Annotated in this window: 16 protein-coding genes; 2 read left to right on the plus strand and 14 right to left on the minus strand. The window is 63.3% G+C overall.

Features of this window, described 5'->3' with window-relative positions; all coding sequences use genetic code 11:
* Positions 1–15: 15 nt before the first annotated feature.
* The 4 genes from GM676_RS22460 to clsB all read right to left on the minus strand — a co-directional run bounded on the left by GM676_RS22460 (position 16) and on the right by clsB (position 4210).
* Complete coding sequence (locus GM676_RS22460) at positions 16–1806, minus strand: acyl-CoA dehydrogenase C-terminal domain-containing protein (RefSeq protein WP_155466197.1); 1791 nt, start codon at positions 1804–1806, stop codon at positions 16–18.
* A gap of 39 nt (positions 1807–1845) precedes the next feature.
* Positions 1846–2469, minus strand: a complete 624-nt coding sequence (locus tag GM676_RS22465) for a TetR/AcrR family transcriptional regulator (RefSeq protein ID WP_155466198.1) — start codon at positions 2467–2469, stop codon at positions 1846–1848.
* 209 nt (positions 2470–2678) lie between these two features.
* Positions 2679–3050, minus strand: coding sequence for an RNA-binding S4 domain-containing protein (locus GM676_RS22470; protein ID WP_371866343.1), 372 nt, complete (start codon positions 3048–3050; stop codon positions 2679–2681).
* Positions 3047–4210 carry a cardiolipin synthase ClsB gene (gene clsB / locus GM676_RS22475; protein WP_155466199.1) on the minus strand — a complete coding sequence of 388 codons (1164 nt, stop codon included), beginning with the start codon at positions 4208–4210 and terminating at the stop codon, positions 3047–3049. Before clsB ends, GM676_RS22470 begins: the two co-directional genes overlap by 4 nt.
* Positions 4211–4313: 103 nt before the next feature.
* On the opposite strand from clsB, the gene GM676_RS22480 reads away from it, so the two are divergent.
* Entirely contained in the window at positions 4314–5123 is an 810-nt protein-coding gene (locus tag GM676_RS22480) for a substrate-binding periplasmic protein (RefSeq protein ID WP_155466200.1), read from the plus strand.
* Between the two features lie 12 nt (positions 5124–5135).
* On the opposite strand, the gene GM676_RS22485 is transcribed toward GM676_RS22480, so the two are convergent.
* The 6 genes from GM676_RS22485 to GM676_RS22510 all read right to left on the minus strand — a co-directional run bounded on the left by GM676_RS22485 (position 5136) and on the right by GM676_RS22510 (position 11312).
* The gene (locus tag GM676_RS22485) at positions 5136–5951 is read right to left on the minus strand and encodes an endonuclease/exonuclease/phosphatase family protein (RefSeq protein ID WP_155466201.1); all 816 of its coding nucleotides are present in this window, start codon (positions 5949–5951) and stop codon (positions 5136–5138) included.
* Positions 5952–6027: 76 nt separating this feature from the next.
* On the minus strand, positions 6028–7962 hold the full coding sequence (locus GM676_RS22490; RefSeq protein WP_155466202.1) for a M10 family metallopeptidase C-terminal domain-containing protein: 1935 nt from the start codon (positions 7960–7962) through the stop codon (positions 6028–6030).
* A gap of 66 nt (positions 7963–8028) precedes the next feature.
* The gene (gene nudB / locus GM676_RS22495; protein ID WP_155466203.1) at positions 8029–8490 is read right to left on the minus strand and encodes a dihydroneopterin triphosphate diphosphatase; all 462 of its coding nucleotides are present in this window, start codon (positions 8488–8490) and stop codon (positions 8029–8031) included.
* Positions 8491–8532: 42 nt separating this feature from the next.
* A complete protein-coding gene (gene aspS / locus GM676_RS22500; RefSeq protein ID WP_211923280.1) occupies positions 8533–10332 on the minus strand; it encodes an aspartate--tRNA ligase in 1800 nt (599 codons plus the stop codon).
* Positions 10333–10369: 37 nt separating this feature from the next.
* Complete coding sequence (locus GM676_RS22505) at positions 10370–10996, minus strand: DUF502 domain-containing protein (protein ID WP_155466205.1); 627 nt, start codon at positions 10994–10996, stop codon at positions 10370–10372.
* A 31-nt stretch (positions 10997–11027) separates the two neighbouring features.
* A complete protein-coding gene (locus tag GM676_RS22510) occupies positions 11028–11312 on the minus strand; it encodes an FmdB family zinc ribbon protein (protein WP_155466206.1) in 285 nt (94 codons plus the stop codon).
* Positions 11313–11554: 242 nt separating this feature from the next.
* Between GM676_RS22510 and GM676_RS22515 the strand changes: the two genes are divergently transcribed.
* Positions 11555–11752, plus strand: coding sequence for a hypothetical protein (locus GM676_RS22515; RefSeq protein ID WP_155466207.1), 198 nt, complete (start codon positions 11555–11557; stop codon positions 11750–11752).
* A gap of 101 nt (positions 11753–11853) precedes the next feature.
* Here GM676_RS22515 and GM676_RS22520 read toward each other — a convergent pair whose 3' ends face one another.
* The 4 genes from GM676_RS22520 to GM676_RS22535 all read right to left on the minus strand — a co-directional run bounded on the left by GM676_RS22520 (position 11854) and on the right by GM676_RS22535 (position 15622).
* Positions 11854–12459: a methyltransferase domain-containing protein gene (locus GM676_RS22520; protein ID WP_155466208.1), complete on the minus strand. Its 606-nt coding sequence runs from the start codon at positions 12457–12459 to the stop codon at positions 11854–11856.
* A gap of 5 nt (positions 12460–12464) precedes the next feature.
* The gene (gene ubiB, locus GM676_RS22525) at positions 12465–14024 is read right to left on the minus strand and encodes a ubiquinone biosynthesis regulatory protein kinase UbiB (protein ID WP_371866344.1); all 1560 of its coding nucleotides are present in this window, start codon (positions 14022–14024) and stop codon (positions 12465–12467) included.
* Positions 14021–14629: a ubiquinone biosynthesis accessory factor UbiJ gene (locus GM676_RS22530; protein ID WP_155466210.1), complete on the minus strand. Its 609-nt coding sequence runs from the start codon at positions 14627–14629 to the stop codon at positions 14021–14023. Before GM676_RS22530 ends, ubiB begins: the two co-directional genes overlap by 4 nt.
* Positions 14630–14707: 78 nt before the next feature.
* A complete protein-coding gene (locus tag GM676_RS22535) occupies positions 14708–15622 on the minus strand; it encodes a Tim44 domain-containing protein (RefSeq protein WP_155466211.1) in 915 nt (304 codons plus the stop codon).
* Between the last annotated feature and the right edge of the window lie 6 nt (positions 15623–15628).

A 15628-nucleotide genomic window follows, 5' to 3' on the forward strand; every position in this document is an offset into this window, starting at 1 on the left:
GTTTCCTCTGGTTGCTTAGAACAGGTCGGCGTCGAGTGCCATCAGGTTGGCGGAGCCCGAGCGTGCCTGACGGATCAGGGTGGCGGTTTCTGGTTGCAGGCGGGCGAAGTAGAAGCGCGCGGTAGCCAGTTTCGATTTGTAGAAGTTGTCGCCGCTGTCTTCTTTTTCCAGCGCGATCTGCGCCATGCGGGCGAAGAAGTAGCTGTACACCAGGTGGCCCACGACGCGCAGGTAAGGCACGGCGGCGGCGCCCACTTCGTCGGCGTTCTGGAAGGCTTTCATGCCGATTTCCATGGTCAGCTTGGTGACTTTGTCGCCCAGGTCGCCCAGCGGGGTGATGAACTCGGACATTTTTTCGTCCAGGCCGTTCTCTTCCACGTAGGACTTGATCTTCTCGCCGAACTTGCGCAGCTTGGCGCCGTTGTCGCCCAGGATCTTGCGGCCCAGCAGGTCCAGCGACTGCACGGTGTTGGTGCCTTCGTAGATCAGGTTGATACGGGCGTCGCGCACGTACTGCTCCATGCCCCACTCGCTGATGTAGCCGTGGCCGCCGTACACTTGCATGGCTTCCGAGGTGGCGATCCAGGCGTTGTCGGTGATGAAGGCCTTGATGATCGGGGTCAGCAGCGCGACTTCGTCGGCGGCTTCCTTGCGCACATCTTCGTCCGGGTGGTTCAGTTCACGGTCGATTTGCAGCGCGACGTAGGAGGTGAAGGCGCGCGCGCCTTCGGCGTAGGCCTTGCCGGTCAACAGCATGCGGCGCACGTCCGGGTGCACGATGATCGGGTCGGCTGGCTTCTCCGGGTTTTTAGGACCGGTCAGCGAGCGCATCTGGATACGGTCTTTGGCGTAGATCAGCGCGTTCTGGTAGGCCACTTCGGTCAGGCCCAGCGACTGCATGCCCACGCCCAGGCGGGCGGCGTTCATGAACACGAACATGGCTTGCAGGCCTTTGTTCGGCTGGCCGATGATCCAGCCACGGGCGCCGTCCAGATTCATCTGGCAGGTCGAGTTGCCGTGGATGCCCATTTTTTCTTCGATGGCGCCGCAGAAGATCGGGTTGCGTTCGCCGATCGAACCATCCGCGTTCGGCAGGAACTTCGGCACCAGGAACAGCGAGATGCCTTTCGAGCCTTCCGGCGCGTCCGGCACGCGGGCCAGCACCAGGTGCAGGATGTTTTCCGACATGTCGTGTTCGCCGGCCGAGATGAAGATCTTGTTACCGGTGATCAGCCACGAGCCGTCGGCCTGTGGCAGCGCTTTCGAGCGCAGCATGCCCAGGTCGGTGCCGCAGTGCGGTTCGGTCAGGCACATGGTGCCGGTCCACTCGCCCGACACCAGCTTGGGCAGATACAGTTTTTTCTGTTCGTCGGTGCCGTGTTCCTTCAGGCACTCGTAGGCGCCGTGCGACAGGCCCGGGTACATGGTCCAGGCCTGGTTGGCCGAGTTCAGCATCTCGTAGAACGAGTTGTTCATCACCACCGGCAGGCCCTGGCCGCCGTAGTCCGGATCGCACGCCAGCGCGGCCCAGCCGCCTTCCACGTACTGCTTGTAGGCTTCCTTGAAGCCTTTAGGAGTGGTCACGGTGCTGGTGGCGGCGTCGTGCTTGCAGCCTTCGCGGTCGCCCGAGTGGTTCAGCGGGAACAGCACTTCCGAGGTGAACTTGCCGCCCTCTTCCAGCACCTGGTTGATGATGTCGGCATCGATTTCCGCGTGTTTCGGCAGCGCTTTCAGTTCGTCTTCCACTTTCAGCAGCTCGTGCAGAACGAATTGCATATCCCGGATTGGTGCGACATATTGACCCATGATTTTCTCCTGATGACTACTTTTGAGTGTTTGAATTAATTAACCAGCTTGTGCGACCACCGCTGCCGGCGATTGCGGATTGCGATACGTCTCGATCAAGCGCTCGAAGCCCTTGCCGGCGCGCTCCAGGCTGCCCGGAATGCGCAGGAAGCGCGCATCGTGGTGCAGGGCCAGGATCAGGCCGTACATCTCGTACACCAGCTGTTGCGGATCGGTGTCGGCTTTCAGGTCGCCGCATTCCACCGACTGCTTCACGCAGCGCAGCAGGGCGCCCTGCCACGCGCCGACCATCGCCATCAGCTCTTCGCGGATCGGACCGGGACGGTCGTCATATTCCACGGCGCCGCTGATGTAGATGCAGCCCGAGGCCACTTCCACGCTGACCCGCTTGACCCAGCGCGCGAACATCGCCTTCAGGCGCTGGATGCCGCGCGGCTCCTTCACGCTGGGGAAGAACACTTCCTGCTCGAAGCGGTGGTGATACAGCTTCAGTACTTCCAACTGCAAATCTTCACGCGATCCGAAGTGCGCGAACACGCCGGATTTGCTCATGTTCATCTTATCCGCCAGCAATCCGATGGTCAGGCCTTCCAGACCATCGCGACTGGCCAGATCCAGGGCCACGTCGAGGATTGCCGCGCGGGTTAACTCGCCTTTGCGCATAAATTTAGTTGAGGTATTAATAAGATTGCATCCCAGAGTAAGTTTTTCAAATCATGGAGAAAGATTATTCTGCTCCAGTTAAATTTACTCTGTGTGAAAAGAATTGCGAACGCTCGTACTATTATCCACTTTGGGGGGGAATGTCAAACAGTACTGTTAGAGGTGGCGTTCTATTGCTGCAAAGCAGCAATGCGGGAGGGAAACTTACTTTACAGCTTGTCCAATTCGCGGCGGTCGCGTTTGGTGGGGCGGCCCTTGATGGTGGCGCCCGGCTCACGGTACAGGCGGCGGTTTTCGGCCATGGCGGCGCGGCGCGCCACGCTGACGTCGGTCTCTTCGTACAGGTTGCGCGCCACCGGCGCCGGGCCGCGCACATCGGACAAGCCCATCACATCGACTTCCCAGTGATCCGAGCCGTTGTCGATTTCCAGCACATCGCCGATCTTGACGTTGCGCGCCGGCTTGGCGCGGTCGCCGTTGACGATCACGCGGCCCAGCGAGATGGCATCGGTCGCCAGCGAGCGGGTCTTGAAAAAGCGCGCCGCCCACAGCCATTTATCCAGTCGTACACCTTCGCTCACGCGTATTTCCCCACCGCGAACACTCGCATCAGTAATTTGTAGAACACAAACGCAATTTCGTAGCCGATGCGCTTCACATGGCCAACGTGCTCAAAGTCATCATAGGTGATGAGCTTGCCATCCGCGATCGCCGCTTCAATATGCTTGCGCAGGCTTTGCGCGAACGCGGCATCCTTGATCACCACGTTGGCTTCCTGATTCAAAAACAGGCTCAGGCCGTCGACATTGCTGGAGCCGACCGTGGCCCAGTCATCATCGATCACCGCCACCTTGGCGTGCAATTGCGTCTTGTGATATTCCACCACTTTGACGCCCGCCGCAAGCAGCTTTGGGTAGAAAGAGTGCGCTACCGCATCTTGCAGCCAGATCTCGCCGACGCCGATCAGCAGCACCACCTCCACACCACGCTCGGCGGCCGAGGCCAGCGCCTGGCGGAACTTGCGGCCCGGCGCGAAATACGGATTGGCCAGCAGCACGCTCTTGCGCGCGCGGCCCAGCGCTTGCAGGTAGGCGCGCTGGATGGTCCTGCGGTTGCGCAAGTTGTCGCGCACCACGAAGCCGGCCTGCACGGCGTGCTGGGCGGCGATCTTCTGCACCTTGCGCATGTCGCGGTACAGGCCGATGCGCTTGATGATGCCCAGCTTGCCGAGGCGGCGCCATTGCGTCACTGCTTCCAGCTGAATGTCGGCCACCAGCGGCCCGCGCACCTGCACCGCGAAATCCCAGCGCGGCGCCGACAGCGGCTTGCTGTGATCGTAGTCGCAGAACATGTCGTCGTTGATGTTGATGCCGCCGACGTAGGCCACCTCGCGGTCGACCACGCAGATTTTGCGGTGCGTGCGGGTGACGCCGCGCCGGAACCAGGGATTGAACATGCGGTGCTCGACGCCGCCGGCCACCAGTTGCTCGTGCATGGCGTTGACCTGGCGGCGGCCGGTGCCCCACCAGTCGGTAATCATGCGCACCTGCACGCCGCGCCGCGCCGCGCCGATCAGCGCGGCCAGCACCTTGCGGCCGGTGTCGTCGCCGGCAAAGATATAGGTCTCGAAATAGACTTCGTACTGCGCGTTGTCGATGGCGTCGATCAGCGCAGGGAAATAGTCGGTGCCGGTATGAAGCAGCTTGACTTCGTTATCGGCCAGGAAGTTGACGGTACGCATTGCCTGATTCTAACCTCGTGTCATGAAATAAGGCGCATTTCAAGAAACAAGTCTATAATAAATTGCAATTCTGGCTGGTGGCCTAACGCACGGAGTGCTATGCATGGGAGTACCCATCCTGTCCTGTTGCCTGCTGTTGGCATCGCTGGCGCCCTGGTGCGCGGCGATGGCGGCCGAGCCGGCCGGCTGCCCCAAGGTGGTGGTGTCCGCCGACCCCGATTATCCGCCCTTGCACTGGTACGACGGCAAGGACTTGCGCGGCCCCAGCGTGGAACTGGCCGCCCGCATCCTGTCCGACCTGCAAATCCCCTACGAAGTGCGCTACGTCGGCCCCTGGAAGCGCGTGCTGGCCAACGCCGCCGCCGGCAAGATCGACCTGGTGGCAACGCTGAAAATCCAGCCCGAGCGCGAACGCTACCTGGAATTCGTGCGCACCCCGGCCTTTCCCAACCCGGTCGCGGTGTTCGTCGACCGCCAGCGCGCCTTCATCTTCAATGGCTGGTCGGACCTGACCCAGCACAAGGGCGGCATCTCGCTTGGCAATACCTTCGGCGCGGAATTCGCCCAATACGCGGCCAGCCATTTGCAGCTGGAGGAATCGGGCACCGCCGACACCAATTTCCGCAAGCTGGGCCTGGGCCGCATCGACTATTTTGTGGTCGGCCTGTTCACCGGCGAAACCTATCTGGCGCGGCACGGCCTGGCCGGCCGCTTCATGGCCATGCGGCCCTTCCTGACCGAAGACAAGAACTACTTCGCCTTCACCAAAAGCAGCCCTTGCGTGAAGTACCACGACGCGTTCGAGGCGCGGCTCAAGGAACTGGTGGCCAGCAAAACCAATATCACCATGCTCAACGCCAGCCTGCAAGGGATGGACATCAAGCTCGACGTCACCAGCCTGAGCCGCAAGTAGGCGCGGCCGGCCTCAGGCCAGCGCCAGGCTGGCCACGATGGGCGCATGGTCGGACAGCTTGGCCCACAGGCTGCCATGCATCACCTCGGCGGCCTCGACCTTGAAGCCGCGCACATAGATGCGGTCGAGGCGGAAGAACGGCAAGCCGGCCGGGAAGGTGCGGGCCGGCGCCACGCCGGTCTTGCGGCGCAGCTTGCGCACGATGTCGTCCAGCGCCGAGTTGCCGCCGATGCTATCGAAGGCTTCCACCACGCCCAGAGCGTTGCGCAGCTCGTCACCGAGGGTGTTGCGCCAGTCGTTGAAATCGCCGGCGATCACCACCGGCTCGCCGTTGGGCGCGGACTCGCGCACGGCCGAGATCAGCGCCTGGGTCTGGCGCCGCCGGCTGCCCTCGAACAGGCCCAGGTGCACCACATAGCAATGCACCGCGCCGCCCGGCGTTTGCAGCACGCAGTGCAGGATGCCGCGCTGTTCGTAAGCGTGATCGGAAACGTCGCGGTTGGCCTGGCTGGCGATGGGGAAGGCGCTCAACAGCGCATTGCCGTGGTGGCCATGGTCGTACACCGCGTTCATGCCGTAGGCCGCGTGCAGATGGCGCGACTCGCCGGCGAAAAACTCATGCTGCGCCGCAGCGGGCCAGTGCTTGTGGCCGAGGTGCTCGGCGCCGTACTTGGCCGCCTTGAGGTCGTGCTTGCCCTGCACCTCTTGCAAAAAAACCACATCGGCATCGAACATGCCGATGGCCTGTTTCAACGCCAGCACGCGCGGCTCGGCGCGGATGGCGGAAACGCCCTTGTGGATGTTGTAGGTGGCGACACGGATCTTCATGTCGCCATTTTACCCCTGAGATAGCCAACCCGGCGTGCGCCGCCGCACATCCGTCACATGCCGGGTTACGCCCTGGTCAGGCCGCCAGCAGCCAGCCGCTGTCGACCGTGTTGACGCCGACCAGCTCAGCATGCGCGCCGGCCAGCTTGCCGACCGTATCGATCACGGTGCTTTCGTAGTTGAGGATGCCGGTGCTCTGATTGACCGCATCCAGCATGGCGCGCGCGGTCGCGGCTGCCGCAGCGCCGGCATAGCCTGCCACTTCGGCCGGCGTGTCGAACATGCTGGTGAAATTCTGCGCCACGGTCACGCGGTTGGCGATCAGCGCGGCATCGATCTGGCCCTGGGTCGTGGTGTTGCCTTCGGCGCCGGCCACAATGTTCAGCGCCGCCAGGCCGCGTGCCAGGTTGCCGCTGTCCAGCGCGCCCGCCCAGAAGTTCAGGCCTTCCGCATTCGGCGTGCGTCCCAGCAGGTGGGTATAGATGGCGGTCACAAAATCACGGTTGTTGCCGCTGTACAGGGCTGCCGACTCGTTGCTGTTGCCAAAGCTGTCGATCAGCGCGTGGACGCTGGCATTGGTGCGATAGGCATCGACAAACGCCTGGGTATCGGTCGGCACGCCGGCGGCGGCGAATTGCGCCACCATGCTGGCCAGTCCATTGGCGTCGGCCGGGCGGCCGAAGTACGCCACGTAGAATTTCTGCGCCAACGCGGTGTACTGGCTCGACAGGGTGCTCTCGGCCAGACTGGCGATGTTCAGCGCCACCGTGGCGTCGGCAAAGCTCATGCGCTCGATACTGGTCAGCGTGTCCTTCTGCGCCGGATTGCTGGCCAGCGTGACGGTGTAACCGGTGCTGGTAGCGGCAACGCTGTAGGCGCTGAAATTGCCGCTGTAGAGCGCGGTGTCGATGCCGCTGCCGCCATCGATGGCGTTGCTGCCGCCATTACCCTGCAAGTGATTGGCCAGGCTGTTGCCGATCAGCGTATCGTTGCCGCTGCCGCCGATGGCGTTTTCTAGCCACGCGCCGTAGGCGATGCCGAGGTTGTTGGTGCCGTCGTAGGTGCCGGCCGGCGGCTGCGACGTACCCCAGTCGATATCGCTGCGCACCTCCGACGGAATATGGATCGACGAGTAATCACCGGGCGTCAGATCGATCACGCTGCCGTTGGTGAAATTGGCGATCGAGATCGTATCGTTGCCGCCCGCATCCCAGATGGTGCGCAGGAACGGCGTGGCCGGATCGAAGGTGTAGGTATCGTTGCCGGTCTTGTAATTCATATTGGCGCCATACTGGTACTGCATGGCGGCGATGTCGTTCACCATCGGCGTGTCCGGCACCACATCGTAGGATCTCCATGAATAGCCGCGCGCGGTTTCCGTGATGTCCACGAACAGGCTGTTGGGCGCGTCGTCGTAGGCCATGATGGAGTACTGGCGGTTGGCGTGCGCCAAGTCCACCGTGCCATCCTCGAACGGGTGCTTGAGGCCGAGCGCGTGGCCCAGCTCGTGGATCAGCGACATGTAGTTGTACGAACCGCTGGCCCAGTTGGTATCGGTCACACTGGTGCTGATCCAGACGTCGCCACCGGACGGATAGAAACCACTCGGATACGAGGCCCAGCCCCACGCCGCCCCGCCGTCACTGGCCGTGTTGGAGGCCGACGTAAAGGCGACGCGGATATCGCCCACCGAGGTGCTGCTTTCCGCCACCAGCACCGGCGTGATGTTGGCCACGCTGGCCCAGGCTTGCAGCGCATTTTGCGCGGCCGCCTGCTGGATGGCGTTCAGGCCGTAGTGCTGGGCGGCGGTGTCCTCGTGCAAGTCGGAATATATCCCGTCCGGGCTGGTGAACACGGCGGTGGTGCTGGTGGTCCAGGGGAAGCTGTAAGTGACGGTGGCGGCGGTGCCGACGGCGCCGCCCCACTTGCTGCCGCCCAGCAGGGCGTCGATGGTCAGCTGGCCGCTATTGTCGACGTCGCTGGCTGGACCGGTGGTGCTGGGACTGGGCATGACAAGACTCCTTATTCGTTATCGTGGGTATCGCTCTCAGACCAACACCCCGGGGCAGCGTCTATCTTACCTGATCTGTCGGGTTTGCCTCGGCAGTTGCAGGATGGCTTCGGCGTTGGATGGCGAGAAGCAGCGGTCGGCCGCCTCCAGGTAAGGCAGCCAGAGATGGTGGACGTGTTCGCGCGGGCTGAGGGTGATGGCGATGTCGCGCGGCACCTGCACGCTGAAGACGTGCTCGGTGTTTTGCGTCACGCCCGGCGCGTAGCGGTGGCGCCAGACCGGGTAGATGGTGTAGATGTTGGACAGGTGCCAGTCGCGCAGCACGATGGCCTGGCCGTCGGCGACGATGCCGGTTTCCTCGAACAGCTCGCGGGTGGCGGTGGTGAGCAGCGGCTCGTCCGGCGCGTCCAGCGAGCCGGTCACCGACTGCCAGAAACCGGGCTTGTCGGCGCGCTCGATCAGCAGCACTTGCAGGTCGGCGCTGTGGATCACCACCAGCACCGATTCGGGAATCTTGTAAGGCTTCATGGTTCCGGTAAAAAAAAGGGCGCCGCAGCGCCCTCTCCTGGTTTAGCCGGCGACTTTCGGCTCGGCCGCGCGCAGGCGGATGTGCAGTTCGCGCAGTTGCTTCTCGTCGACTTCCGACGGCGCGTGGGTCAACAGATCCTGGGCGCGCTGGGTTTTCGGGAAGGCGATCACGTCGCGGATCGAGTCGGACTTGGTCATCAGGGTCACGATACGGTCCAGGCCGAATGCCAGGCCGCCATGCGGTGGCGCGCCGTATTGCAGCGCGTCCAGCAGGAAGCCGAACTTCAGGCGGGCCTCGTCGGCGTCGATCTTCAGGGCGCGGAACACTTTCGACTGCACTTCCTCGCGGTGGATACGGATCGAGCCGCCGCCCAGTTCCCAGCCGTTCAGCACCATGTCGTAGGCCTTGGCGATGCAGGCGCCCGGATTGGTTTCCAGCATGTCCTCGTGGCCGTCCTTCGGCGCGGTGAACGGGTGGTGGGTCGCGGTCCAGCGGTCGGCCTCCTCGTCGTACTCGAACATCGGGAAGTCCACCACCCACAGCGGCGACCAGACGTCGTCGAACAGGCCGGCCGCCTTGCCGAATTCCGAGTGGCCGATCTTCACGCGCAGCGCGCCGATGGCGTCGTTCACCACCTTGGCTTTGTCGGCGCCGAAGAAGATCAGGTCGCCGTCCTGCGCGCCGGTCAGTTCCAGGATCGTGGCCAGGGTGGCGTCGTCGATGGTCTTGACGATAGGCGATTGCAGGCCTTCGCGGCCTTTGGCCTTCTCGTTAACCTTGATGTAAGCCAGGCCCTTGGCGCCGTAGATGGCGACGAACTGGGTGTAGGCGTCGATTTCCGAACGCGGCATCGAACCGCCTTTCGGCACCAGCAGGCCGACCACGCGGCCGTTGGCCATGTTGGCGGCGCTGTTGAAGATCTTGAACTCGACGTTTTTCACCACGTCGGTCAGTTCGGTGAACTTCAGCTTGACGCGCATGTCCGGCTTGTCCGAACCGTAGCTGCCCATGGCTTCGGCGAAGTCCATCACCGGGAACGGGTTGGGCAGGTCGACGTCCATGGTGTTCTTGAACACTTTGCGGATCATGTCCTCGAACAGATCGCGGATTTCCTGTTCGGTCAGGAACGAGGTTTCGCAGTCGATCTGGGTGAATTCCGGCTGGCGGTCGGCGCGCAGGTCTTCGTCGCGGAAGCACTTGGTGATCTGGTAGTAGCGGTCGAAGTTGGCCACCATCAGCAGCTGCTTGAACAGCTGCGGCGACTGCGGCAGCGCGAAGAAGTTACCGGCGTTGACACGCGACGGCACCAGGTAGTCGCGCGCGCCTTCTGGGGTCGACTTGGTCAGCATCGGGGTTTCGATGTCGATGAAGCCCAGTTCATCCAGGTACTTGCGCACTTCCATCGTCACCTTGTAGCGCAGGCGCAGGTTGTTCTGCATCTGCGGACGGCGCAGGTCCAGCACGCGGTGGGTCAGGCGGGTGGTTTCCGACAGGTTGTCGTCGTCCAGCTGGAACGGTACCGCCACCGAGGCGTTCAGCACTTCCAGTTCCGAGCAGATCACTTCGATCTTGCCCGACTTCAGATTGGCGTTGACGGTGCCGGCCAGACGGTCCTTGACCACGCCGGTCACGCGCAGGCAGAACTCGTTACGCACGGCTTCGGCGGCCTTGAAGACTTCAGCCTGTTCCGGATTGCACACCACCTGCACCAGGCCTTCGCGGTCGCGCAGGTCGATGAAGATCACGCCACCGTGGTCGCGGCGACGGTGTACCCAGCCGCACAGGCTGACGGTTTGGCCAAGCAGCGCTTCAGTGGTGAGGCCGCAGTAGTGAGTACGCATTGAGGACATGTTTATTTCTCGGTTCAGGTTAAGTTACTCAGTTAATCTTGCTTGCTTCGACGATGGCTTTGGGCGCATCTTCCGGCGCCACCACACCCATCGACACAATGTACTTCAGGGCCGCGTCGACACTCATGTCGAGCTCGACCACATCCTGTTTCGCCATCATCAGGAAGAAGCCCGAGGTGGGATTCGGCGTGGTCGGCACATACACGCTGACGTAGTCGCCCACCAGGTGATTCTTCACATCCCCGCCCGGCGCGCCGGTCAGGAAGGCGATGGTCCAGGAGTTCTGGTGCGGATACGGAATCAGCACCGCCTTGCGAAAGGCATTGCCGGACGACGAGAACAGGGTGTCCGACACTTGCTTGACGCTGGAGTACAGCGAGCTGACCACCGGAATCCGGGTCAGCAGCTTTTCCCACAATTTCACCACGTAGTTGCCGACCAGGTTGTTGGTCAGCAGGCCGGTCAGGAACACGATGACGATGGTCAGCAAGGTGCCCAGGCCGGGGATGTCGAAGCCGATAAAGGTACGCGGCTGCCAGCGCTCCGGCACGAACAGCAGGGACTGGTCCATGGTGCTGATCACCAGGTTCAGCACCCAGGCGGTAATCGCCAGCGGCACCAGGATCAGCAAGCCGGTAATGAAATATTTACGCATCGATGTCCTTCGTGGTGGATGGATCGCTTCTTCAGTTATCGCTGGAGCCGCCCGACGGCGCTGGCGTCGGCGTTGGCGCCGGCGCGCTGTCGGTCTTGGCCGGGCCGGTGGCGGTGCCGGTGGCCGGCGGTGTGCCGCCACGGAAATCGGTCACATACCAGCCCGAGCCCTTCAGCTGGAAGCCGGCCGCGGTCACTTGCTTCTTGAACGACTCCTTGCCGCACTCCGGGCAGACAGTCAGCTGCGGGTCGGAAATCTTTTGCAAGACGTCCTTGGCAAAACCGCAGGCCTCGCAGCGGTACGCGTAGATCGGCATTACTTACTCCGCAAAAATCATCAAAACCCTGAATTATAAAGCCTTTTGCCGGGCATCTGACTGTTTCCTGTGGCCAAGGCCGTTGCGGTAATCGATTTCATAGCAAAAATCTATTCGCGCATTGGTTGAGGGCATGTTTTAATGGCGTCTGACAAGCGTAGATTTCCCAATCCCTGAATCGCCGCCTCGTTTGCCGTCCACGACCGACGATGCCCCAACCATTTGATTCTTAAGGGAATTCCATGAAAAAATACCTGTGTGCAGGACTCCTGACCGCTTGCCTGTCCGCCCCGGCCTTTGCCGCCACCAGCAAATTTATCCCGCAATCGCCGGACGAGCCCCTGCACCGCCGTACCGTTGTGCTGTGCGTGGCGCTGATCATCGGCCTGCAAGCCTACAAGCACCATCCGCGCATCGAACGCCGCCAGCATCCCGACTGAGGTGCGGCCATGAAACGCTGTATCTGCCTCGGCCTGCTGGCCGCGGTGACGTACGCCGGTCCGGCCTCGGCCATACGGGCCCGCGATCCGCTCGACGCCGATCAACGCGGCATGGTGACCTTGCGCCAGACCATCCAGCGCTCCTTGCCGGCGAATACCGGAATCGAATCGGTCACCACCTCATCCGCCACACAAACGAAATCGGCTTGCAGCAAGCCATCCAGCTGCGCGCGCGCGATGCCGAACGGCGGCCCCTTGGGCGCGTCGTCAAAGAAGAAGTAACCGGCCAGCAGCCCGCCCGGCGCCAGCAGCCGCGCCCAGCGCGCCGCCACCCGCGGCCACATGGCGCGCGGCATGGCGCACAGGAAGGCGCGTTCGTAGATCAATTGCAGCGGCGCGGCCGGCTGCCATGCGAAGAAATCCGCCTCCACCACCCGCGCGGCGTGCGGGCCGGCCGCGCGCTTGCCCTGCGCCACGGCGGCCGGGGAAAAATCGATGGCGGTGGCGTCCCATCCCTGCCCGGCCAAAAACGCCAGTTCGTAGGCCGAGCCGCAGCCGGGAATCAAGGTGGCCAACGGCCCGTGAACGGCGGCGAAATCGCGCAGGGCCTGCGGCACGCCGCCCGCGTCCCAGGGCGTGAAATTGCGCTCGAAGCGTTCATCCCAGAACGCCGGCGAGCCCGGATCGCGCTGCTGGAAGTCGGCCATGAGGGTCAGTGCCAGCGCAGGTACAACTGGACGCCGGCCACACCCAGCGCAAACGCGCCGGCAACGTAGATCACCAGGCCCAGCAGGCGATTGGTGCGCTGCTGTTCGGCGATCAGCACCTTGATGAGCTCGGTGTTATCGGCCGGCTTCTCGGCATGCCGCTCCAGCGCCTGATGCACCAGGCGCGGCAGTTGCGGGAACAGGTGGGCGTAGCGCGGCGCCTCGGCCTTCAGGCGCTGCATGAAGCCTTTGACGCCGACCTGCTCGGCCATCCAGTTTTCCAGGTAGGGCTTGGCGGTCTTCCACAGGTCGAGATCGGGGTCGAGCTGGCGGCCCAGGCCTTCGATGTTGAGCAGGGTCTTTTGCAGCAGCACCAGTTGCGGCTGCACTTCCACGTTGAAGCGGCGCGACGTCTGGAACAGGCGCAGCAGGATCTGGCCGAAGGAGATGTCTTTCAGCGGCCGGTCGAAGATCGGCTCGCAGCAGGCGCGCACCGCCGATTCCAGCTCATCCACGCGGGTTTCCTTCGGCGCCCAGCCGGACTCGATATGGGCCTCGGCCACGCGCTTGTAGTCGCGGCGGAAGAAGGCCAGGAAGTTCTGCGACAGGTAATCCTTGTCGAAATCGTTGAGCGTGCCGACGATGCCGAAGTCCAGCGCGATGTAGCGGCCGAAGGTTTCCGGCTCCACCGACACCAGGATATTTCCCGGGTGCATGTCGGCGTGGAAGAAGCCGTCGCGGAACACCTGGGTGAAGAAGATTTCCACGCCATCGCTGGACAGCTTTTTCAAATCCACGCCGGCCTGCTCCAGGCGGTCGATCTGCGACACCGGAATGCCGTGCATGCGCTCCATCACGATCACGCTGGACGAGCAATAATCCCAAAACATTTCCGGCACCAGCAGCAGGTGCGAATCGGCGAAATTGCGGCGCAACTGGCTGGCGTTGGCGGCCTCGCGCATCAGGTCCAGTTCGTCGTGCAGGTATTTGTCGAACTCGGCCACCACCTCTTTCGGCTTGAGGCGCTTGCTGTCGGCCCACAGATTGCCGATCCATTCGGCGGCGACATGCATCAGCGCGACGTCGTCGTCGATCGACTTCTTCATGCCGGGGCGCAGCACCTTCACCGCCACCTGGCGGCCGTCCCTCAAGGTGGCAAAGTGCACCTGCGCGATCGAGGCCGAGGCCACCGGTGTGCGTTCAAAGGTGGCGAACAGCTCATCCGGATGCGCGCCCAGCGATTTGCGGATTTGCGCGATGGCCAGGTTGGAATCGAACGGCGGCACCCGGTCCTGCAAGCGCGCCAGCTCGATCACCAGATCGGCCGGAATCAGATCGCTGCGGGTCGACAGCACTTGGCCGAACTTGACAAAGATCGGCCCCAGCTCTTCCAGCGCCATGCGCAGGCGCTCGCCGCGCGGGGCCGACAGGTCGCGCCAGAAAAACACCGTGTCGATCAGCTTGGCGATACGCGGCTTCCTCAAGCCGGAGATGGCGATTTCGTCGAGGCCGTAACGCACCGATACCCGCAGGATTTTCAGCAGGCGCAAGAATTTCAGCATTATTTGGACCCCAGTTTCTGTTCCAGTTTGGCCAGGCGCTTGGCGAAGCGCTCAACGTCGTCGCGCAGGCGCGTGACGTCGGCCGAGTAACCATCCACCGTGTGCGGGCGCACCAGCACCTGTTTTTCGTCGAGCAGGAATTCGGCCACGTTCTGCGCCAATTTCTGCTGGCCGGTCTTGATGGCTTCGAAGGCGGCCTTGGCGCCGGAGACGGCGCGCACGGCGGCGATCGGGCCGATCAGTTTTTCCAGATCATGCTCGGCTTCCCAGCGCAGGGTCTTGCTGAGGTTGGAGATGGCGTTGGCGAATTCCGCGTCGCCCTCGATCTGCACGTAGGAAAAGGCGCGTTCGCGGTTCTGCGCGATCAGCGGCAGGTCCGACAGCTTGACGCGGATGGTGACGCGCGCCGCCTCCTCCTCCGGGGCGGCTTCCAGATAGCCATCGGCGGTCACGCGCAGGCGCAGCGCGGCCGTGCCGGCGTCGATGCAGGCGGTCTTGCCGGCATGGCGCTGCAATTCCTGCCGCGCCCACGGCTCCTGCGCCAGCAAATGATTGATGGCGGCGCTGGCCGGCGCCGCGGAGAAACTGCCGGGATTGAATGAAATCATGTTCTAGACGTTGAAAACAAAACCGCCCGGTGACGGGCGGCCTTGATCTTACCAGTTTTACCGGTGAGCCCGGTTTGCTTACGCCAGTTGCTGAATGCCGGCCAGCAGCCAGCCGCTCGAACCGTTGACCGGCTTGACCAGGTTCCACACCTCGTGGAACGGCTCGGCCAGCGCGTCCGGCGCCGGCTTGATCATGCCGGAGAACTTGACGCTCGCCAGGTAATCGCTATCGCTGGTCTCGATGCCCAGCAGCTCGGCCTCGATGCTAACCACGTCGGTGTAGTCGGCCACGGTGCGCTCGCTGATCTGCATCTTCATCTCGGCAAACACTTCCGGCGTGGTGAACTCGCGGATATCGGCCACATCGCCCTTGTCCCAGGCCGCTTGCAGGCGGATGAAATTGCTCTTGGCCACGCGCAGGAAGCTGGCCTGGTCGAAGTCGGCCGGCACGCCCCACTGGGTGTGCGCCAACTGCGGCGCCGGCGCGGCGGCCGGTTGCAGGTGCGAGCCGATTTCCGGCGTGACCGCACCTTGCGACGGCGGCATCGGGTACACATTGTTGCCGCCAAACGCAGCCGGCTGCGCCGCAGGCTGCGACTTGCCGCGGATCAGGCGGATGATGAAGAACACCACGCCCGCCAGCAGGGCCAGCATGATGATCGAGCCCAGCGCGCTGGCCAGCGCGCCACCCATGCCGAAGTGCGAGAACAAGGCGCCCAGGCCCAGGCCCAGCAGCGCGCCGCCAAGGATGCCTTTCCACATGCTAGGCTTCTTTGGCGCGGCGGCCGGCGGCACGGCCGGGGCCGGCGCTGGTGCGGGCTGAGCCTGGCGCGGCGCCGGTTGCGGCGCTGGCTGGGCCGGCATGCGGCTGACGTTTTGCGACTGACGGCCGATCGAACGGCCGCCGCCCGCGGGACGCGCGGTCGCTTCGGCCAGCATCGACATGGCGGAGACGGCGATCACCGCGCCGATCAGGATTTTTTTCAGGTTCATGGTCAT

This window comes from Duganella radicis (assembly GCF_009720825.1).
In the GTDB taxonomy this organism is placed as follows: Bacteria; Pseudomonadota; Gammaproteobacteria; order Burkholderiales; family Burkholderiaceae_D; genus Rugamonas; species Rugamonas radicis.